This window comes from Pseudomonas sp. 9_2_1, assembly GCF_059295275.1.
Genome location: NZ_CM181239.1, coordinates 352,325 through 372,162 on the forward strand (window position 1 = coordinate 352,325; position 19,838 = coordinate 372,162).

A 19,838-nucleotide genomic window follows, 5' to 3' on the forward strand; every position below is an offset into this window, starting at 1 on the left:
CATGAGTACGAAAGTGATCAGCCTGGTTTCCATCGGTGCCCACCCAAGCTCCGGTCGCGCTCGCCGCGCCGAGCAGGATGCTCGCGCCGTCGAACTGGGCTTGCAACTGGCTGGGGATAACTTGCAGGTGGTGCATGCCGGCGACCCGCAGGAAGAGGCGCTGCGTGCCTACCTGGGCATGGGGCTGGACCATCTGGATGTGCTGGAGCAGCCGGCCGGCGCCGATGTGCTGGGTGTGCTGGGCGATTACCTGCGCGATGCCGGCGCGCAACTGGTGCTGACCGGGAGCCAGGCGGAAACGGGCGAGGGGTCGGGCATGTTGCCGTTCCTGCTGGCTGAAAAACTCGGTTGGCCGTTGATTGTAGGGTTGGCCGAGGTGGAGTCGATCGACAACGGCACCGCCCAGGTATTGCAAGCGCTGCCGCGTGGTCAGCGGCGTCGGTTGAAAGTGCGCCTGCCGTTGCTGGCGACTGTGGATAACGCTGCGCCGAAACCGCGTCAGAGCGCCTTCGGCCCCGCACGCCGGGGAGTGCTGGCGGCGCGCAATGTGGCCATAGTCGACGACGAGCTGTTGGCCGATGCCGAGTTGCAACCGGCCCGTCCTCGGCCCAAGCGGTTGAAGGTGATCAAGGCCAAGAGCGGTGCTGACCGGATGAAGGCGGCGACGGCCAAGGCCAGTGGCGGCGGCGGCAAGGTGCTGAAGGATGTTTCTCCACAGGAAGGCGCCGAGGCGATTCTCAAGCTGTTGGTGGAAGAGGGCGTGCTCCGCTGACACTTGTACCGGCCTCATCGCCGGCAAAGCCAGCTCTCACAGGGTCACCACTGCCTTCGGGGTCAGTGCAATACCTGTGGGAGCTGATTGGCCCTGACAGGCTAATGATGCCCGCTGGCCACATTGAACGCCTAGTAGCCCAATCCCCCGCCCTCCATCGAACCACTTTACGGTTCCCTCTTGGCGCTGTGCATAAGTCACTTCTGAGTAATGCCATAGTAGTGGTCATTACCCCATCACTTTTCTTCATTTCACGATACTGGCACAAATGTCGGGTGCGCCTCTGTTTTGCCCACCGAATCTGTTCGCCAAGGTGTGGATAAAGTGTTTGTGCTTCGCTGGAGGCCGCGTGGTTTGCGGGCTTCATTGGTTTGATCAAAAAACCATCAATCCCCCCTCGGTCAGCGGTGGTGCTTTTTCAGGTTTCCCACAATTGCTGTTGGCCAGCCTGTGGGTAACATGTTCGTGCTCGCCTGTGAGGCCCGGGGCTCATGGGCTTGAAGCTATTGAGCAAATTATGAGCATTAGCGACTGAATGCATTGGAACTGTGATGCTGTCCCTCGCTGTACCATACAAACATGTGGATAAGTTGTGGGTACAAGCCACGCCGTGATCTGCGCAGGTAGGCGATGGAAGGAAAAAATCGGGCTGGTGGGCCTATCAGTTTTACCAGTATCTGAACCTGTCGGTCAGCGTTAATGTCGTCTTCAAAATCCTGTGTCAGAGCACTAGCAGATGACGCGAGCCTCCTCACTCATTACAGATGCGCAGCGCTCGGTGAATACGGGATCACGCGATCAAAGATCCTCTGAAAGGACGTACACCTGTTATGGGCACTCGCCATCTGGCCCTGGTCCTCTGCCAGCGTTCGCAAGCGAGCGTCATGACCAGGTGACGGCCTGTTACCACCTTGGCAACGGGTACAGGCTCTATAGCCCCTCTCTGATGCGTTTTCTCAATCCCGATCGGTTGAGCCCCTTCGGCCGGGGCGGAATCAATAAGTATGCCTACTGTGCTGGAGACCCCATCAACAGAATCGACCCATCAGGTAGATTCTGGGAAGTGCTGACCTCCATCGAAGTTACCAGAGCGACGACAGTTGCTGCCTATACCGGTCTGAATATTGCCGCGTTGACGAGCAGAATTCAGAACCGCTCCGGACTTTGGGGCAATTGGCAACTCTTGGTTGAGTCGACGCTGGTACTGACGGGAACGACTTTATTATTCACTGGCTCGGAAAGGCTGCAACCCGTCGCTTTAGGCATGATGAGTGTTGGCAACGTAACTTCCATTGCCAAGTCTGCCGTAACAATCGCCAGCAACCTGACCGGCGGCTTCAGGGGGGCTGCAGACGCAGCGTGGCAGAATATGCGTCTTATGACCGGTTATGCACAGTTGGGTGAGCAGGTACAGGTGTCGCCTTCTCAGCAAGCTTCGGGATCTGTCGTGATCAATATCAAACCGGGAGTGGTTAACATAAACATGGATTCATCATCATCACCATCACCTGCTGCAGCGCTCAAAAAAGTCAGAAGGAACTCCACAGGGTCCATCGAGGCTACTCGCCTATGATTCGGCACGGCCATCCACGTGGTTTCACCGCATATGGCGCCTCTAATGGGCTATCTGGGTCACGCTTGGCATTCTGCGGAGAGTACCGCGACTCAATGACAGGCCACTATCATCTTGGCAATGGCCATCGCACCTATAACCCGATACTCATGAGATTCCATGGTGCCGATGCGCTGAGCCCGTTCGGTATGGGTGGGATCAATACCTATACCTATTGCACAGGTGATCCAATTAATCGGGTCGATCGCAATGGCGGATTCTCCATGCCTAATGCGATTTTCCTGACCGGTTTGTTAGAAGGTGCACTGAATATTGTCGACGGCGTCTTGTCTGCGTTCAACCTGGTCGTTCAACGTAGGGGGGAGGCTGGTTCTTCGATTTCTTTTGCCAAGCAATTCCAGGTATGGGCCAAGACTCACAAGGGGACTTTGAAAGTTGCTGCCGCTGCTGTTGTCTGGAGTGAGCAGGGGGGACCATCGATGCCGTCCGTAACCGACAGTGTCGTGATAGGGGCGGCGGCAACAAGCCTCGGTATCACGGAGCGTTCATTGAACATCCAGCATCACGCGACTGAGGTGGGGGCCTACTTGACGCAGAATCTGGCCGAGATACCCGGTGTGGTCATGGAAACAGTGGGAATTCTGTCAGGAGTCACTCCGGTGCTGACGTTAGGCTGGGATGTTGTGCAGAAGATTCGTGGCGACTCGGTGCGGCCAAACGTTCATGCATGAAGTCAAGAACCGGGCAACCAATCGCTTGCCTGCCCGGTTCATCATTGATTACTGCGCCTGCACTTCCTTCAGATAAGGTGCCGGCTCCGCCCCCAGGTTCTCAAGAACCCGCTGGCTATACCAGTCAATGAAGTTGACCACACCAAACTCGTAAGTCTTCGAGTACGGGCCCGGCTGGTAAGCGGTAGAGTTGATCCCGCGCTGGTTCTCTTCCGCCAGGCGACGGTCCTGGTCGTTGGTAGCGTCCCACACTTTGCGCATGCGCTCAGGGTCGTAGTCCACGCCTTCCACGGCATACTTGTGCACCAGCCACTTGGTGGTGACCATGGTTTCCTGGGCGCTGATCGGCCACACGGTGAAGACGATGATGTGGTCACCCATGCAGTGGTTCCACGAGTGCGGCAGGTGCAGGATGCGCATCGAACCCAGGTCCGGGTTCTTGATGCGGCCCATCAGCTTCTGGCAGGCCTGCTTGCCGTCCATGGTCATCGACACGGTGCCCTTGAGCAGCGGCATGCGCACGATGCGGTTACGCAGGCCGTGGCTTTTGTGCAGGTAAGGGATTTTCTCGGCTTCCCAGGCGGCGGCAGAGCTGGCCACGTGGTCCTTGAATTCCTGGCTGGCGCGCGGGTCGTTGGTGTCGTCCCACTCCAGCAGGGTTTGCAGCAGTTCCGGGTGCGAACCGCTGCAGTGGTAGCACTCGCGGTTGTTTTCCAGCACCAGTTTCCAGTTGGCCTTTTCCATCAAGGTGGTGTGCACGGCCACCTTGGTGTTCTCCATGTCGTACGGTTCCATGTAGTGCTCGAGGGTGCCCAGGAACTCGTCGATGGCAGGCGGGTTTTCCGCCAGGCTGATGAAGATGTATCCGCCGGAAACCTTCACGTGTACCGGTTTCAGGCCGTATTCCTTCATGTCGAAGTCGGCGCCCATTTCGGTGCCGGCGAACAGCAGGCGGCCGTCCAGCTCATAGGTCCACTGGTGGTAGTGGCAGACCAGCTTGGCCACTTTGCCCTTGTCGCTCACGCACAGCCGCGAACCGCGGTGGCGGCATACGTTGTGGAAGGCATGCACCTTGCCTTCGGCACCGCGCACCACCAGGATCGGGTTCTTGCCGATCTGCAGGGTGATGTAGTTGCCTTTTGCCGGGATTTCGCAAGTCATGCCGGCGATCAGCCATTCTTTCTGGAAGATCTCCTGCATGTCGATCTGGAACAGACGCTCGTCGGTGTAGAAAGGCTGGGGCAGCGAGTAGGTGCGCTCGCGGGTCTGCAACATCTCGGCGGTGGCCTTGCGTGCAGGTTCCAGTGGATCGCCCAGGCTCAGGGTTGCGGTGACGTCCATCGTGTATTCCTCGGGGCCGTGTGCGGCCGGCAAAAGGTGGCTAATCGTTGTTGTGGTGCCGCAAGGTTGCTCTTGAAAAGCAGCTAGTTGTTTTGCCGTGGAGTGTGCGTCCGAAGACGCCGCGAACCGTATCCATGGACGACATGGCCGATTTGAATAACGACGCCCCAGCCCTTGTATTGCGGGGCTGGTCGCGATAAGCACGCCGATGTCGCTGGCAGGAATGTACGTCGCTCACGGGTTGAGCATTATCGGAGCCATGAAAAGGGCCATAGTCGGCCGCTGGAGATGAACATGTCCGATACCTTCCTCAATCCGGTCACCACCCAGACCTGGGCCAACGGCCGCCACATCGTGCGCTGCGTCAAGGTCATCCAGGAGACCTGGGACGTGCGCACCTTCTGCTTCATGGCAGACCAGCCGATCATGTTCTTCTTCAAGCCGGGGCAGTTCGTCACCCTCGAGCTGGAAATCGAAGGCAAGCCGGTGATGCGCTCGTACACCATCTCCAGTTCGCCGTCGGTGCCCTACAGCTTCTCGATCACCGTCAAGCGCGTGCCGGGCGGCCAGGTGTCCAACTTCCTGCACGACACCATGCACGAGGGCGCCGAGCTGCCAGTGCATGGCCCGGTGGGGTTGTTCAACGCCATCGACTTCCCGGCCGGCAAGGCGTTGTACCTGTCCGGTGGTGTCGGTATCACCCCGGTCATGTCGATGGCGCGCTGGTTCTACGACACCAACGCCAATGTCGACATGGTGTTCGTGCACAGCGCGCGTTCGCCGAAGGACATCATCTACCACCGCGAGCTGGAACAGATGGCCTCGCGCATTCCCAACTTCAGCCTGCACATCATTTGCGAGAAGCATGGGCTGGGCGAGCCGTGGGCCGGCTATCGCGGTTACCTGAACCAGCGGCTGATGGAGCTGATCGCGCCGGACTACATGGAGCGTGTGGTGTTCTGCTGCGGCCCGACGCCGTACATGACAGCGGTCAAGCGCATGCTCGAGGCGGTCGGCTTCGACATGAAGAATTATCACGAAGAATCGTTCGGTGCGACCCCGGCGGAGGCCAAGGCCGATGCGGTTGAGCACGCCGAGCAGGCGGCCGATGCGCCGGAGCTGGATGTTTCCGACCTGAACCTGGTGGAGTTCATCGGCAGCGAGAAGAGCATTCGCATTGCCCCGGGCGAGACCGTGCATGCGGCGGCGGCCAAGGTCGGGCTGATGATCCCGAAAGCGTGCGGCATGGGCATTTGCGGTACGTGCAAGGTGCTGAAGCTGGGCGGCGAGGTGGAAATGGACCACAACGGCGGCATTACCGAAGAGGACGAAGCCGAGGGCTACATCCTGTCGTGCTGCAGTGTGCCGAAAGGGGATGTGCGGATCGATTACTGATCCGAAATTGCAGGGGGCTGCTTTGCAGCCCATCGCCGGCAAGCCAGCTCCCACAAGGATCGCATCATCTTCCAAGACTGAGCAAGGCAGTTGCCCCCACAGGTACTGCAAATGCCTTGAGAGTGGCACGGTCGGTGTGGGAGCTGGCTTGCCGGCGATGGGCCGCAAAGCGGCCCCGGCTTAGGTTGGTCAGGTACGGAAGCGCGCCACCAACCCATTCAAATCCACTGCCAGACGCGACAGCTCGGCGCTAGCCGCGCTGGTCTGATGCGCCCCGGTAGCACTCTGCACCGACAGGTCATTGATATTCACCAGGTTGCGGTCCACCTCCCGCGCCACTTGGGCCTGTTCTTCTGCCGCGCTGGCGATCACCAGGTTACGCTCGTTGATCTGCGCCACGGCACCGGCAATGGTATCCAGCGCCATGCCCGCACCACGGGCGATGTTCAGCGTCGATTCGGCGCGTTCGGTGCTGGTGCGCATCGACTCCACCGCTTCCTCGGTACCGCCCTGGATACTGCCGATCATCCGCTCGATTTCGCTGGTCGACTGCTGGGTACGGTGGGCCAGCGCCCGCACTTCATCGGCCACTACGGCAAAACCACGGCCCGCCTCACCCGCACGCGCGGCTTCGATAGCAGCGTTAAGCGCCAGCAGGTTGGTTTGATCGGCCAGGCCACGGATCACGTCCAGCACCTTGCCGATATCACGCGACTGCTCGGCCAGGTGGGTGATCAGCTTGGCAGTGGCTTGCACATCACCACTCATGCGCTCGATGGCGCCCACGGTTTCCATCACCAGGTCACGACCGTCACCGGTCGAGCGGCTGGCTTCACTGGACGCTTCGGAGGTGCTTACGGCATTACGTGCCACTTCTTCCACCGCACTGGTCATTTCCGTAACGGCCGTGGCTGCCTGTTCGATTTCGTTGTTCTGTTGTTGCAGGCCACGGGCACTTTCATCAGTGACTGCATTCAGCTCTTCGGCAGCCGACGCCAACTGGGTGGCGGAACCGGCGATCTGTTGCAAGGTGTCGCGCAGCTTGTCCTGCATGCGGGCCATGGCGCGCAGCAGTCGGGCGGCTTCGTCGGTGCCTTCGGCGCGAATGACGTGGGTCAGGTCACCGTCGGCAACCTGTTCGGCCGACTTCAGTGCCTCTTCAATGGGCCTGACGATGCTGCGCGTCAGCAGGAATGCGCAAAGGAAGGTCAGCACCGTGGCTGCAATCAGCAGCCCGATCACCAGGGCGAAGGCGGCGGCATACTGGCTGGCGGCTTTCGCGTTGGTGGCGCGGGTCTGGTCGGTGTTGATGCGCACCAGGGTGTCCATGACCTTGTTGATCTGCTCGGAGTTGGCCAGCAGGTCGCGGTTCAGCAGGTCGCGCAGCTCATCAAGGCGGTCGGCCTGGCTCAGGCTGCGCATGCGCGATTCCAGCTGGCGGTACTGGCTGAGCAATTGGCCGTACTGGTCGAACGCGGCCTGCTCGTCGGCGGCACCGATCATCGGCAGGTAAGCCTGGCGCGCTCGGTCGATCTGGGTGTTGCGCTGATCCAGCAGGTTGAGGGTATCGCGCTGGGTCTCTGGCTCGCGGTTGAGCAGCAGGCGGTAGGAAAGGGTGCGCATGCGCAGGTTCAGCGCGGTGAGTTCGTCGAGAATCTTGATACTCGGCACACTGACCTGTTCGATGGCGACGCCGGCCTGGCGAATGTTGCCCATTTGTATCAGCGAGAAGATACCGAGGCCGAGCATCAGCACGCCGATGAGCGCAAAGCCGAGCAACGCGCGCGGGGCGATATTCATGTTGCGTAGAGACATGGAGGGGAGGATCCAGGCAAGGGAGAAAGAGTGCGCAAAAGTGCGACAAAACAAGACTTGCCGGGCTATCGGTCGTGACCGGTGAGTCTTGAGTGCGACAGGGTCAATTTTGTGAGGTGGCTATCTTTTTCCTGACCGGCGGTTGATCCAGATCGGAACAAGGGGGCAGATACCCTGTCAATCTGCGGGTTAGACACCTTATGAATCTGATATTTAATGGCGATGGGCCGTACTTTTCTTTATCGTGTGCGCCCCTCGCAACAACCTGAGATAGACCCATGCTGGAAGCATCCCTGAATCAAATCGAGCAACTGGTCAGCGACCTGATGCAGAAAAACGCTCAACTCACCGAGCAGAACTCCGCCCTTGGCCAGGAACTGGCCCAGGCCAAGGAAGAAAACGAAACCCTGCAGCTGTCGCTGATGGAGCAGGAAGAAAAGAACGGTGCTACGGCTGCACGCATCCAGGCTCTGGTTGAGCGTGCCAGCGCGGGTGTCGTCGGCGCATGAGACTGCAAGAGCAGCCGATCAATGTGGTGTCGATCCTCGGCATCGATTATTCGATCAAGGCACCCGAAGGCCAGGAAGAGACGCTTGCCCAGGCGGTGCGGATGCTCAACACCGCCTTGAACGAAACCAAGCGCCAGTATCCGACCTTGATCGGCGACAAGCTGCTGGTGCTGGCCGCTCTGAACCTGTGTTCCAAGCAGGTTGACCTGCAGAATGAACATCGCAAGACGCTTGAGCGCACCCAGGCGCAGATCGACGCTACCGTCGATGCCATCGTTCGGACCATCGCAGAGTCCTGATCGATAGCCGGGGGCGCCTGTGGGAGCGGGTTCATCGGTGCGCCGAACCCGCTCCTACAGGGCGCGCCTGATTGTCTTAGATCACTGGATTAACTGGATACGCAAGTGTATACACTTTCCGCACAACAATAATGTGCAGGGGAGTAGGCATGGGTATCTGGCGTAGAAGCATCCAGTGGCAGTTGATCACCAGCATGGGCGCCGCCCTGCTGGCGAGCATCCTGGTGGTAGTCATTATCTTCACGGTGGCGCTCAACCGCCTTACCGAGCGCTACCTGGTCGACACCGCGCTCCCGGCCAGCATCGAAGCTATCCGCAACGACATCGAGCGCATGCTCGGCCAGCCGCTCACGGCGGCGGCGGACATTGCCGGCAATACCCTGCTGCGCGACTGGCTTGCGACCGGTGAAGACCCCGCCCAGGCCCCTCATTTTCTCGAATACCTGCAAGCTGCCAAGCAGCGCAATCACGCCTTCACCACGCTGTTTGTGTCGACCGGAACCGGTCACTACTACAACGAGAACGGCCTGGATCGCACCCTCAGCCGCAGTAACCCCAAAGACAAGTGGTTCTATGGCTACATCGACAGCGGCGCCGAGCGCCTGATCAACATCGACATCGACGGTGCCACCGGTGAGCTGGCGCTGTTCATCGACTACCGCGTGGAAAAAAACGGCCAGCTTGTCGGCGTGGCTGGCATGGGTCTGCTGATGACCGAGCTGTCCAGGCTGATTCACGACTTCAGCTTCGGCGAGCACGGCAAGGTTTTTCTGGTGCGTAACGATGGCTTGATCCAGGTTCACCCGGACAACGCCTTCAGCGGCAAGCGCCAACTCACCGAGCAGCTTGGTGCGGATGCGGCCAAGGCCGTGATGACCGGCGGTGAAGGCCTGCGCAGTAGCCGTTTCAGCCGAGATGGCGAGCCCTTCCTGGCGCTTGGCCTGCCTTTGCGCGATCTTGACTGGACCCTGGTGGCCGAGGTGCCGGAGTCGGAAATCTACGCACAGATGCATCAGGCGGTGTGGCTGACCAGTCTGGTCGGTGGTGTCGTGGCTTTGGTGTCGCTGCTGCTGGTGGTGCTTCTGGCCCGTGGCCTGGTGAGGCCGTTACGCCGTGTCACCGCTGCGCTGGTGCAGATCGGCAGCGGCGCGGGTGACCTCAGCCACCGGCTGGATGATGCACGTCAGGATGAACTGGGCGACCTGGCCCGTGGTTTCAACCGCTTCCTCGACAGCCAGCGCAGCCTGATCAGTGAAGTGTTGAGTACCTCTGACCGGCTGCACCGTGCCGTGGAGCAGGTGACTCAGGTTGTGGACAACACCGCAGAGCGTTCCGGGCGGCAGCAGGAAATGACCGAAATGGTCGCCACCGCCGTACATGAAATGGGCCTGACCGTGCAGGACATCGCCCGCAATGCCGGCGACGCGGCGCAGGCTTCGCAGTCGGCGCGGGATGAGGCGTTGCAGGCGCGTGAAGTCGTACAGCGCTCGATCCGTGGTATCGAGGGTATGTCGGGCGATATTGGCAAAGCAGCCGATGCGGTCAGCCAGTTGGCCGATGAAGTCGCTTCGATCGATGAAGTTCTGGCGGTAATTCGCAGTATTTCCGAGCAGACCAACCTGTTGGCGTTGAACGCTGCCATCGAGGCTGCGCGTGCAGGCGAGATGGGCCGTGGGTTTGCCGTGGTGGCCGATGAGGTACGCACCCTCGCCCGGCGCACCCAGCTGTCCACTGATGAGGTACAGCAGATGATCCAGCGCTTGAAGCAGGGTGCGGGTTCGGCGGTGAGTTCGATGCAGGCGGGGCAGCAGGCGACCGGCAGCGGGGTGGAGTCGAGCCAGCGCACCGGGGCGTCGCTGGGCGCGATTACCGATCAGGTGGAACACATCAGCGACATGAACCATCAGGTGGCCACGGCGACCGAGGAGCAGTCGGCGGTGACCGAGGAGATCAACCGGACGGTGCAAGGGATTTCCGACCTGGCGCGGGAAACGGCCGCAGAAGTGCAGGGGTGCCGGGATGAATGCCAGGCTTTGCGTGGCTTGGCCGATGACTTGGCGCGGCAGATGGGTGGGTTCAGGCTTTAGATAGTCGGGGCTGCTGCGCAGCCCATCGCCGGCAAGCCAGCTCCCACACCGACCGCACAGGATTCAAGCCCTGTGGGAGCCGCGCCAATGGGCTGCGGAGCAGCCCCAGCAATCTGTCAGGCAGTAATGATGCTGCGGATATCCGCCGCCAGCTCACGCACCCGCTCTTCCTCGGTATCCCACGAGCACATGAACCGCGCCCCACCGCTGCCAATAAAGGTATAGAACCGCCAGCCCTTGCCGCGCAGCGCTTCAATGGCCTGCTCAGGCATCTGCAGGAACACCCCGTTGGCCTCTACCGGGAACATCAGCTCCACGCCCGGCAGATCACTCACCAGCGAGGCGAGCAACTGCGCGCAATGGTTGGCATGGTTGCCATGGCGCAGCCAGGCGCCATCTTCGAGCAGCCCTACCCACGGCGCCGACAAAAAGCGCATCTTCGACGCCAACTGCCCAGCCTGCTTACAGCGGTAGTCGAAGTCCTCAGCCAGCTGGCGGTTGAAGAACAGAATCGCCTCACCCACCGCCATGCCGTTCTTGGTGCCGCCAAAGCACAACACATCGACGCCGGCCTTCCAGGTCAGTTCGGCCGGGCTGCAACCGAGGAACGCGCAGGCATTGGTAAAGCGCGCGCCGTCCATGTGCAGGTTCAGGCCAAGCTCCTTGCAGGTGGCGCTGATCGCCTTCAGCTCATCGGGGCGATAGACGGTACCCACCTCGGTGGCCTGGGTAAGGGTGACCACACGCGGTTTGGGGTAGTGGATGTCCTGGCGCTTCAGCGCCACTTCGCGGATGGATTCGGGTGTCAGCTTGCCGTTGACGCTGGGCGCGGTCAGCAGCTTGGAACCGTTGGAGAAGAACTCCGGCGCGCCGCATTCATCGGTTTCGACGTGAGCGGTCTCGGAGCAGATCACGCTGTGGTAGCTCTGGCACAGCGAGGCCAGGGCCAGCGAGTTGGCGGCGGTGCCGTTGAAGGCGAAGAACACCTCGCAGTCGGTTTCGAACAGCTCGCGGAAGTACTGCGCGGCGCGCTCGGTCCACTGGTCGTCGCCGTAGGCGCGGTCGTGGCCGTGGTTGGCCTTTTCCATGGCAGCCCAGGCTTCGGGGCAGATACCGGAATAGTTGTCGCTGGCGAATTGTTGGCTCTTATCGGTCATGACCCTGTCCTGTGAACGACGCAGAACAGCACTCTAAACCATCGATTCAGCGGTTGCCTATACAAGCGGTGCATCGGTTGGTTTCAGCTTTGCCTGTACAGGCCCTATCGCCGGCAAGCCAGCTCCCACAGGCGCTCCACAAGGCCTGAGGGCAGCGCATTTTCTGTGGGAGCTGGCTTGCCGGCGATGGGGTCAGAGAGCCCAGTGCAAAACGAATGTCGTAAACGCGCCATTGCAAGGCGTGCGCAGGCATCTGACCTGCCCCGGCCAGTCATAACATCGCCACAAAGGGCCACAGTGCTCTACGACAAAAACGATCGCTGCCGGGAGATACACGATGTTCAGCAAGCAAGACCAGATCCAGGGTTATGACGATGCACTGCTGGCGGCGATGAATGCCGAAGAACAGCGCCAGGAAGACCACATCGAGCTGATCGCCTCGGAGAACTACACCTCCAAGCGTGTGATGCAGGCCCAAGGCAGCGGCCTGACCAACAAGTACGCCGAAGGCTACCCGGGCAAGCGCTACTACGGTGGCTGCGAGCATGTGGACAAAGTCGAGGCACTGGCCATCGAGCGCGCCAAGCAGCTGTTCGGCGCCGACTACGCCAACGTCCAGCCACACTCAGGCTCGTCGGCCAACGGCGCGGTGTACCTGGCCCTGCTGCAGGCCGGTGACACCATCCTGGGCATGAGCCTGGCCCACGGCGGCCACCTGACCCACGGCGCCAAGGTGTCGTCCTCGGGCAAGCTGTACAACGCTGTGCAATACGGCATCAACACCGACACCGGCCTGATCGACTACGACGAAGTCGAGCGCCTGGCGGTCGAGCACAAGCCGAAGATGATCGTTGCCGGCTTCTCGGCCTACTCCAAGACCCTCGACTTCCCACGCTTCCGCGCCATCGCCGACAAGGTCGGGGCGCTGCTGTTCGTCGACATGGCCCACGTTGCCGGCCTGGTTGCCGCTGGCCTGTACCCGAACCCGATCCCGTTCGCCGACGTGGTCACCACCACCACCCACAAGACCCTGCGCGGCCCACGTGGTGGCCTGATCCTGGCCAAGTCCAACGAAGAGATCGAGAAAAAGCTCAACGCCGCCGTATTCCCGGGCGCCCAGGGTGGCCCGCTGATGCACGTGATCGCCGCCAAGGCGGTGTGCTTCAAGGAAGCGCTGGAGCCTGAGTTCAAGGTGTACCAGAAGCAAGTGATCGAAAACGCCCAGGCCATGGCTCAGGTGTTTATCGACCGTGGCTACGACGTGGTGTCCGACGGTACCGACAACCACCTGTTCCTGGTCAGCCTGATTCGCCAGGGGCTCACCGGCAAAGACGCCGACGCCGCCCTGGGCCGCGCGCACATCACCGTCAACAAGAACGCCGTGCCGAACGACCCACAGTCGCCGTTCGTCACCTCGGGCCTGCGCATCGGCACCCCGGCCGTGACCACCCGTGGCTTCAAGGTTGCGCAGTGCGTGGCCCTGGCCGGCTGGATCTGCGACATCCTCGACAACCTCGGTGACGCAGACGTCGAAGCCGATGTGGCGAAGAACGTCGCGGCGCTGTGCGCAGATTTCCCTGTTTACCGCTGAGTGGAGTAAACGACCATGCAACGCTACTCGGGCTTCGGCCTCTTCAAACACTCCCTCAGCCACCACGAGAACTGGCAGCGCATGTGGCGCACGCCAACCCCTAAAAAGGTTTACGACGTGGTTATCGTCGGCGGTGGCGGCCATGGCCTTGCCACGGCCTACTACCTGGCCAAAGAGCACGGCATCACCAACGTCGCAGTAATCGAAAAGGGCTACCTGGGCGGCGGCAACACTGCCCGTAACACCACCATCGTGCGTTCCAACTATCTGTGGGACGAATCGGCGCAGCTCTACGAGCACGCCATGAAGCTGTGGGAAGGGCTGTCCCAGGACATCAACTACAACGTCATGTTCTCCCAGCGTGGCGTCTACAACCTGTGCCACACCCTGCAGGACATTCGTGACTCCGAGCGCCGCGTCAGCGCCAACCGCCTCAACGGCGTCGATGGCGAACTGCTGAACACCGCTCAGGTCGCGGCTGAAATCCCGTACCTGGACTGCTCGAAGAACACCCGTTACCCGATCCTCGGCGCGACCGTTCAGCGCCGTGGTGGCGTGGCTCGTCACGACGCCGTGGCCTGGGGCTATGCCCGTGCCGCCGACGCCTTGGGTGTCGACCTCATCCAGCAGACCGAAGTAATTGGCTTTCGCAAGGAAAACGGCGCGGTCATCGGTGTTGAAACCAACAAAGGCTTCATCGGCGCCAAGCGCGTCGGCGTGGTCACCGCCGGTAACTCCGGGCACATGGCCAAGCTGGCCGGCTTCCGCCTGCCGCTGGAGTCGCACCCGCTGCAAGCGCTGGTCTCCGAGCCTATCAAGCCGATCATCGACAGCGTGATCATGTCCAACGCCGTGCACGGCTACATCAGCCAGTCCGACAAGGGCGACCTGGTGATCGGTGCCGGTATCGACGGCTGGGTCGGCTACGGCCAGCGCGGTTCGTACCCGGTGATCGAGCACACCCTGCAGGCCATCGTCGAGATGTTCCCCAACCTCTCGCGCGTACGCATGAACCGCCAGTGGGGCGGCATCGTCGACACCTCGCCGGACGCTTGCCCGATCATCACCAAGACGCCGGTCAAGAACATGTTCTTCAACTGCGGTTGGGGTACTGGCGGCTTCAAGGCGACCCCGGGTTCGGGCAACGTCTTCGCCGCGAGCCTGGCCAAGGGCGAAATGCACCCACTGGCCGCGCCGTTCTCCATGGACCGTTTCTACAACGGCGCACTGATCGACGAACACGGCGCCGCCGCCGTCGCCCACTAACCGGAGACACCGTCATGTTGCATATTTTCTGTCCCCACTGCGGCGAGCTGCGCTCCGAAGAAGAGTTCCACGCCTCTGGCCAGGCACACATCGCCCGCCCGCTGGACCCTGCCGCCTGCTCCGACGAGGAGTGGGGTACCTACATGTTCTACCGTGACAACCCGCGCGGTATCCACCATGAACTGTGGGACCACGTTGCCGGCTGCCGCCAGTACTTCAACGTCACCCGTAACACCGTGACCTACGAAATTCTGGAAACCTACAAGATTGGCGAGAAGCCGCAAGTGACCGAAGGCGGCAAGCCAACCTGCGCACCGTCGACCGTCAAAGGCCAAGGGGAAAAAGTATGAGCCAGACCTATCGCCTCGCCAGCGGCGGCCGTGTCGACCGCAGCAAGGTCCTGAACTTCACCTTCAACGGCAAGACCTACCAGGGTTATGCCGGTGACAGCCTGGCCGCCGCGTTGCTGGCCAACGGCGTCGACATCGTTGGCCGCAGCTTCAAGTACTCGCGTCCGCGCGGCATCATCGCCGCCGGTACCGAAGAGCCGAACGCGATCCTGCAGATCGGCTCCAGCGAAGCCACCCAGATCCCCAACGTGCGTGCCACCCAGCAGGCGCTGTACGCCGGTCTTGTAGCCACCAGCACCAACGGCTGGCCGAACGTCAACAACGACGTCATGGGCATCCTTGGCAAGGTTGGTGGCAGTATGATGCCGCCGGGGTTCTACTACAAAACCTTCATGTACCCGAAATCGTTCTGGATGACTTACGAGAAGTACATCCGCAAAGCCGCAGGCCTGGGCCGTGCGCCGCTGCAGAACGACCCGGACAGCTACGACTACATGAACCAGCACTGCGACGTGCTGATCGTCGGCGCCGGCCCTGCTGGCCTGGCTGCCGCACTGGCCGCCGCGCGCAGCGGTGCCCGGGTGATCCTGGCCGACGAGCAGGAAGAGTTTGGCGGTAGCTTGCTCGACTCCCGCGAAACCCTCGACGGCAAGCCTGCCGCCGACTGGGTCAGCGCCGTGGTCAAAGAGCTGGAAAGCCTGCCGGAAGTGACCCTGCTGCCACGTGCCACGGTCAACGGCTACCACGACCATAACTTCCTGACCATTCACGAGCGCCTCACCGACCACCTGGGCGACCGCGCCCCGATTGGCCAGGTACGCCACCGCGTGCACCGTGTGCGTGCCAAGCGCGTGGTGCTGGCTGCCGGTGCCCACGAGCGCCCACTGGTGTACGGCAACAACGACGTGCCGGGCAACATGCTGGCGGGTGCCGTTTCCACCTACGTTCGCCGCTACGGCGTGGCCCCGGGCCGCAAGCTGGTGCTGTCGACCAACAACGACCACGCCTACCGCGCCGCGCTGGACTGGCACGATGCCGGCCTGCAAGTGGTCGCTATTGCCGACGCCCGCCACAACCCGCGTGGCTCGCTGGTTGAAGAAGCGCGTGCGAAAGGCATCCGCATCCTCACCTCCAGCGCCGTGGTCGAGGCCAAGGGCAGCAAGCATGTGACCGGCGCCCGCGTGGCCGCCATCGACGTGCAGGCACACAAGGTCACCAGCCCAGGCGAAACCCTTGAGTGCGACCTGATCGCAACCTCCGGCGGCTACAGCCCGATCGTGCACCTGGCTTCGCACCTGGGCGGTCGCCCGGTATGGCGTGACGACATTCTTGGCTTCGTGCCGGGCGATGCGCCGCAGAAACGCGAGTGCGTGGGTGGCATCAACGGCGTCTACGCCTTGGGCGACGTAATTGCCGATGGTTTTGAAGGCGGCGCGCGCGCCGCCACCGAAGCCGGCTTCAAAGCCAGCGTCGGCACCCTGCCGAAAACCGTTGCGCGCAAGGAAGAGGCCACCGTGGCGCTGTTCCAGGTGCCGCACGACAAAGGCACCAAGGGGCCGAAGCAGTTCGTCGACCAGCAGAACGACGTGACCGCCGCCGGCATCGAGTTGGCCACCCGCGAAGGCTTCGAGTCGGTCGAGCACGTAAAACGCTACACCGCGCTGGGCTTCGGTACCGACCAGGGCAAACTGGGCAACATCAACGGCCTGGCCATTGCCGCCCGTTCGATCGGTATTACCATCCCGGAAATGGGCACCACCATGTTCCGCCCCAACTACACGCCGGTCACCTTCGGCGCGGTAGCGGGCCGCCACTGTGGTCACCTGTTCGAGCCCGTGCGTTTCACTGCCCTGCATGCCTGGCACGTGAAGAACGGTGCCGAGTTCGAAGACGTCGGCCAGTGGAAGCGCCCTTGGTACTTCCCGAAAGCCGGTGAAGACCTCAACACCGCGGTGGCCCGCGAGTGCAAGGCCGTGCGCGACAGCGTAGGCCTGCTGGACGCCTCGACCCTGGGCAAGATCGACATCCAGGGCCCGGATGCCCGCGAGTTCCTCAACCGCATCTACACCAACGCCTGGACCAAGCTCGACGTGGGCAAGGCCCGCTACGGCCTGATGTGCAAGGAAGACGGCATGGTCTTCGACGACGGCGTCACCGCCTGCGTCGGCGACAACCACTTCATCATGACCACCACCACCGGCGGCGCTGCACGCGTGCTGCAGTGGATGGAGCTGTACCTGCAAACCGAATGGCCGGAGCTGAAGGTGTATTTCACCTCGGTCACCGACCACTGGGCCACCATGACCCTGTCCGGCCCCAACAGCCGCAAGCTGCTCAGCGAGCTGACCGACATCGACATGGACAAGGAAGCCTTCCCGTTCATGACCTGGAAGGAAGGCAACGTCGCAGGCGTGCCGGCCCGTGTGTTCCGGATTTCGTTCACCGGTGAGCTGTCGTACGAAGTCAACGTGCAGGCCAACTACGCCATGGGCGTACTGGAAAAGATCGTCGAGGCAGGCAAGAAGTACAACCTGACCCCGTACGGCACCGAGACCATGCACGTACTGCGTGCCGAGAAGGGCTTCATCATCGTTGGTCAGGACACCGACGGTTCGATGAACCCGGACGACCTGAACATGAGCTGGTGCGTGGGCCGCAACAAGCCGTACTCGTGGATCGGCCTGCGTGGCATGAACCGCGAAGACTGCGTGCGCGAAAACCGCAAGCAGCTGGTCGGCCTGAAGCCGGTCGACCCGACCAAGTGGCTGCCGGAGGGCGCCCAGCTGGTCTTCGATCCGAAACAGCCGATCCCGATGGACATGGTTGGCCACGTCACCTCCAGCTACGCGCACAACTCCCTGGGCTATTCCTTTGCCATGGGTGTGGTCAAGGGCGGCCTCAAGCGCATGGGCGAGCGTGTCTACTCGCCACAGGCTGACGGCAGCGTGATCGAGGCCGAGATCGTGTCTTCGGTGTTCTTCGATCCGAAGGGTGAGCGGCAGAACGTTTGACTCCGGGCCCTGTGGGGGCAGGCCAGGCCCAATCGCCGGCAAGCCAGCGCCCACAGGATCGATGCAGTTTTGAAGGTTGGTGAGGTCCCTGTGGGAGCTGGCTTGCCGGCGATGAGGCCGGTAGCCCCAACACAAAAGCGGCGTCGCATCGACGAACAAGAATTCAAGGCAGGTAAGAAATGAGCGCTATCAACGTCTACCAGCAAAACCCCGGCGCCGAGGCCAAGGCCCAGTCGCCACTGCACCACGCCGACCTGGCCAGCCTGGTTGGCAAAGGCCGCAAGAACGCAGGCGTGACCCTACGTGAGAAGAAATTCCTCGGCCACCTGACCATCCGTGGCGATGGCCACAACCCGGAATTCGCCGCAGGCGTGCACAAGGCCCTGGGCCTGGAGTTGCCTGTGGCCCTGACCGTGGTTGCCAGCGGCGACACCTCGCTGCAATGGGTCGGCCCCGACGAGTGGCTGCTGATCGTGCCTGGCGGCCAGGAACTGGCCGTCGAGCAAAAGCTGCGCGCGGCCCTGGAAGGCCAGCACATCCAGGTGGTCAACGTCAGCGGCGGGCAAAGCCTGCTGGAACTGCGCGGCCCGAACGTGCGTGAAGTGCTGATGAAGTCCACCAGCTATGATGTTCATCCGAACAACTTCCCGGTGGGCAAGGCTGTCGGCACCGTGTTCGCCAAGTCGCAGCTGGTGATCCGCCGCACCGCCGAAGACACCTGGGAGCTGGTGATTCGCCGCAGCTTCGCCGACTACTGGTGGCTGTGGCTGCAGGACGCTTCGGCCGAATACGGCCTGAGCATCGAAGCTTAAGGAGAAGAACATGAGTCGGGCACCGGATACCTGGATTCTCACCGCCGACTGCCCGAGCATGCTCGGCACCGTCGACGTGGTGACGCGTTACCTCTTCGAGCAGCGCTGCTACGTGACGGAGCACCACTCCTTCGATGACCGGCTGTCGGGGCGCTTCTTCATTCGCGTGGAGTTCCGCCAGCCGGACGATTTCGACGAGGTCGGCTTCCGCGCCGGCCTGGCCGAGCGCAGCGGTGCGTTCGGCATGGCCTTCGAGCTGACGGCGCCCAAGCACCGCCCCAAGGTGGTGATCATGGTGTCCAAGGCTGACCATTGCCTTAACGACTTGCTGTATCGCCAGCGCATTGGCCAGCTGAGCATGGACGTGGTGGCAGTGGTGTCCAACCACCCCGACCTCGAGCCCTTGGCGCAGTGGCACAAGATTCCCTACTACCACTTCGCCCTCGATCCCAAGGACAAGCCTGCGCAGGAGCGCAAGGTGATCCAGGTGATCGAAGAAACCGGGGCCGAGCTGGTCGTGCTTGCCCGTTACATGCAGGTGCTGTCGCCGGAGCTGTGCCGGCGCCTGGATGGCTGGGCGATCAACATCCACCACTCGTTGTTGCCGGGGTTCAAGGGCGCCAAGCCTTATCACCAGGCGTACAACAAGGGCGTGAAGATGGTTGGCGCCACGGCGCACTACATCAATAACGACCTGGACGAAGGGCCGATCATTGCCCAGGGCGTCGAAGTGGTGGACCACAGCCATTACCCGGAAGACCTGATTGCCAAAGGGCGTGATATCGAATGCCTGACCCTGGCGCGGGCTGTGGGTTATCACATCGAGCGGCGAGTGTTCCTTAACGCCAATCGGACTGTAGTTCTGTAATAACCTGCACCGGCCTCTTCGCGGGTGAACCCGCTCCCCCAAGTACTTCGCCAGCCTTGAAGCTTGCGCCGAACCTGTGGGAGCGGGTTCACCCGCGAAAAGGCCAGAACAGGTAACCACCTCTGTTACATCCCCCATGTCCTTCAACGACAAGCCTGCCGCTAAAAGGCATCTCCCTGTCGCTCCCAGTCAGTGCATCCGGCCGCATCAGGCCCACAATCCCCTCATTCCAGAAACACATGCCGCCCATGGATGGCGGCG

The 19,838-nt window shown here is 61.7% G+C and carries 16 protein-coding genes and 2 pseudogenes; 14 read left to right on the forward strand and 4 right to left on the reverse strand.

Features of this window, described 5'->3' with window-relative positions:
- Position 1: 1 nt before the first annotated feature.
- The 3 genes from etfB to AC5O5I_RS01485 all read left to right on the forward strand — a co-directional run bounded on the left by etfB (position 2) and on the right by AC5O5I_RS01485 (position 3,076).
- On the forward strand, positions 2–772 hold the full coding sequence (etfB, locus tag AC5O5I_RS01475) for an electron transfer flavoprotein subunit beta (RefSeq protein ID WP_172227241.1): 771 nt from the start codon (positions 2–4) through the stop codon (positions 770–772).
- A gap of 778 nt (positions 773–1,550) precedes the next feature.
- A complete protein-coding gene (locus AC5O5I_RS01480) occupies positions 1,551–2,345 on the forward strand; it encodes an RHS repeat-associated core domain-containing protein (RefSeq protein WP_494512737.1) in 795 nt (264 codons plus the stop codon).
- The gene (locus AC5O5I_RS01485) at positions 2,342–3,076 is read left to right on the forward strand and encodes an RHS repeat-associated core domain-containing protein (protein ID WP_494511970.1); all 735 of its coding nucleotides are present in this window, start codon (positions 2,342–2,344) and stop codon (positions 3,074–3,076) included. The genes AC5O5I_RS01480 and AC5O5I_RS01485 overlap by 4 nt, the downstream gene beginning before the upstream one ends.
- Positions 3,077–3,124: 48 nt before the next feature.
- On the opposite strand, the gene gbca is transcribed toward AC5O5I_RS01485, so the two are convergent.
- Positions 3,125–4,417, reverse strand: coding sequence for a glycine betaine monooxygenase oxygenase subunit (gbca, locus tag AC5O5I_RS01490; protein ID WP_494511971.1), 1,293 nt, complete (start codon positions 4,415–4,417; stop codon positions 3,125–3,127).
- 294 nt (positions 4,418–4,711) lie between these two features.
- Here gbca and gbcB point away from each other — a divergent pair, with 294 nt between their 5' ends.
- Positions 4,712–5,812, forward strand: coding sequence for a glycine betaine monooxygenase reductase subunit (gene gbcB, locus AC5O5I_RS01495; protein ID WP_172221449.1), 1,101 nt, complete (start codon positions 4,712–4,714; stop codon positions 5,810–5,812).
- Positions 5,813–6,001: 189 nt separating this feature from the next.
- On the opposite strand, the gene AC5O5I_RS01500 is transcribed toward gbcB, so the two are convergent.
- A complete protein-coding gene (locus AC5O5I_RS01500) occupies positions 6,002–6,874 on the reverse strand; it encodes a methyl-accepting chemotaxis protein (protein WP_404943662.1) in 873 nt (290 codons plus the stop codon).
- Positions 6,857–7,627: pseudogene (locus AC5O5I_RS01505) on the reverse strand (MCP four helix bundle domain-containing protein); the annotation flags it as partial. The gene AC5O5I_RS01500 and the pseudogene AC5O5I_RS01505, both read right to left, overlap by 18 nt.
- 278 nt (positions 7,628–7,905) lie before the next feature.
- On the opposite strand from AC5O5I_RS01505, the gene AC5O5I_RS01510 reads away from it, so the two are divergent.
- The 4 genes and pseudogenes from AC5O5I_RS01510 to AC5O5I_RS01525 all read left to right on the forward strand — a co-directional run bounded on the left by AC5O5I_RS01510 (position 7,906) and on the right by AC5O5I_RS01525 (position 10,522).
- Entirely contained in the window at positions 7,906–8,136 is a 231-nt protein-coding gene (locus AC5O5I_RS01510; protein WP_172221455.1) for a hypothetical protein, read from the forward strand.
- On the forward strand, positions 8,133–8,435 hold the full coding sequence (locus AC5O5I_RS01515) for a cell division protein ZapA (protein WP_172221458.1): 303 nt from the start codon (positions 8,133–8,135) through the stop codon (positions 8,433–8,435). The genes AC5O5I_RS01510 and AC5O5I_RS01515 overlap by 4 nt, the downstream gene beginning before the upstream one ends.
- A 194-nt stretch (positions 8,436–8,629) precedes the next feature.
- A pseudogene (locus AC5O5I_RS01520) lies at positions 8,630–9,658 on the forward strand (HAMP domain-containing protein); the annotation flags it as partial.
- 135 nt (positions 9,659–9,793) lie between these two features.
- Positions 9,794–10,522, forward strand: a complete 729-nt coding sequence (locus tag AC5O5I_RS01525) for a methyl-accepting chemotaxis protein (protein ID WP_494512738.1) — start codon at positions 9,794–9,796, stop codon at positions 10,520–10,522.
- Between the two features lie 116 nt (positions 10,523–10,638).
- On the opposite strand, the gene AC5O5I_RS01530 is transcribed toward AC5O5I_RS01525, so the two are convergent.
- The gene (locus AC5O5I_RS01530; protein WP_172221464.1) at positions 10,639–11,679 is read right to left on the reverse strand and encodes a threonine aldolase family protein; all 1,041 of its coding nucleotides are present in this window, start codon (positions 11,677–11,679) and stop codon (positions 10,639–10,641) included.
- Positions 11,680–12,016: 337 nt separating this feature from the next.
- On the opposite strand from AC5O5I_RS01530, the gene AC5O5I_RS01535 reads away from it, so the two are divergent.
- The 6 genes from AC5O5I_RS01535 (at position 12,017) to purU (ending at position 19,577) form a co-directional block, all read left to right on the forward strand.
- On the forward strand, positions 12,017–13,270 hold the full coding sequence (locus tag AC5O5I_RS01535; protein ID WP_172221467.1) for a serine hydroxymethyltransferase: 1,254 nt from the start codon (positions 12,017–12,019) through the stop codon (positions 13,268–13,270).
- 15 nt (positions 13,271–13,285) lie between these two features.
- A complete protein-coding gene (locus AC5O5I_RS01540; protein ID WP_016484536.1) occupies positions 13,286–14,536 on the forward strand; it encodes a sarcosine oxidase subunit beta family protein in 1,251 nt (416 codons plus the stop codon).
- A gap of 14 nt (positions 14,537–14,550) precedes the next feature.
- Positions 14,551–14,886 (forward strand): sarcosine oxidase subunit delta, encoded by a 336-nt coding sequence (locus tag AC5O5I_RS01545; protein WP_172221470.1) that lies wholly within the window; start codon positions 14,551–14,553, stop codon positions 14,884–14,886.
- Complete coding sequence (locus tag AC5O5I_RS01550) at positions 14,883–17,897, forward strand: sarcosine oxidase subunit alpha (protein WP_172221472.1); 3,015 nt, start codon at positions 14,883–14,885, stop codon at positions 17,895–17,897. Before AC5O5I_RS01545 ends, AC5O5I_RS01550 begins: the two co-directional genes overlap by 4 nt.
- A gap of 179 nt (positions 17,898–18,076) precedes the next feature.
- Complete coding sequence (locus AC5O5I_RS01555) at positions 18,077–18,709, forward strand: sarcosine oxidase subunit gamma (RefSeq protein ID WP_172221475.1); 633 nt, start codon at positions 18,077–18,079, stop codon at positions 18,707–18,709.
- A 10-nt stretch (positions 18,710–18,719) separates the two neighbouring features.
- Positions 18,720–19,577 (forward strand): formyltetrahydrofolate deformylase, encoded by an 858-nt coding sequence (gene purU / locus AC5O5I_RS01560; RefSeq protein ID WP_172221478.1) that lies wholly within the window; start codon positions 18,720–18,722, stop codon positions 19,575–19,577.
- The last annotated feature ends 261 nt before the right edge of the window (positions 19,578–19,838 follow it).

What these genes read in the sequence shown, in the direction of transcription:
- etfB (WP_172227241.1), top strand. Translation starts at nt 2, where the DNA reads ATGAGTACGAAAGTGATCAGCCTGGTTTCCATCGGTGCCCACCCAAGC.
- AC5O5I_RS01485 (WP_494511970.1), top strand. Translation starts at nt 2,342, where the DNA reads ATGATTCGGCACGGCCATCCACGTGGTTTCACCGCATATGGCGCCTCT.
- gbca (WP_494511971.1), bottom strand. Translation starts at nt 4,417, where the DNA reads ATGGACGTCACCGCAACCCTGAGCCTGGGCGATCCACTGGAACCTGCA.
- gbcB (WP_172221449.1), top strand. Translation starts at nt 4,712, where the DNA reads ATGTCCGATACCTTCCTCAATCCGGTCACCACCCAGACCTGGGCCAAC.
- AC5O5I_RS01500 (WP_404943662.1), bottom strand. Translation starts at nt 6,874, where the DNA reads ATGGCCCGCATGCAGGACAAGCTGCGCGACACCTTGCAACAGATCGCC.
- AC5O5I_RS01510 (WP_172221455.1), top strand. Translation starts at nt 7,906, where the DNA reads ATGCTGGAAGCATCCCTGAATCAAATCGAGCAACTGGTCAGCGACCTG.
- AC5O5I_RS01515 (WP_172221458.1), top strand. Translation starts at nt 8,133, where the DNA reads ATGAGACTGCAAGAGCAGCCGATCAATGTGGTGTCGATCCTCGGCATC.
- AC5O5I_RS01525 (WP_494512738.1), top strand. Translation starts at nt 9,794, where the DNA reads ATGGTCGCCACCGCCGTACATGAAATGGGCCTGACCGTGCAGGACATC.
- AC5O5I_RS01530 (WP_172221464.1), bottom strand. Translation starts at nt 11,679, where the DNA reads ATGACCGATAAGAGCCAACAATTCGCCAGCGACAACTATTCCGGTATC.
- AC5O5I_RS01535 (WP_172221467.1), top strand. Translation starts at nt 12,017, where the DNA reads ATGTTCAGCAAGCAAGACCAGATCCAGGGTTATGACGATGCACTGCTG.
- AC5O5I_RS01540 (WP_016484536.1), top strand. Translation starts at nt 13,286, where the DNA reads ATGCAACGCTACTCGGGCTTCGGCCTCTTCAAACACTCCCTCAGCCAC.
- AC5O5I_RS01545 (WP_172221470.1), top strand. Translation starts at nt 14,551, where the DNA reads ATGTTGCATATTTTCTGTCCCCACTGCGGCGAGCTGCGCTCCGAAGAA.
- AC5O5I_RS01550 (WP_172221472.1), top strand. Translation starts at nt 14,883, where the DNA reads ATGAGCCAGACCTATCGCCTCGCCAGCGGCGGCCGTGTCGACCGCAGC.
- AC5O5I_RS01555 (WP_172221475.1), top strand. Translation starts at nt 18,077, where the DNA reads ATGAGCGCTATCAACGTCTACCAGCAAAACCCCGGCGCCGAGGCCAAG.
- purU (WP_172221478.1), top strand. Translation starts at nt 18,720, where the DNA reads ATGAGTCGGGCACCGGATACCTGGATTCTCACCGCCGACTGCCCGAGC.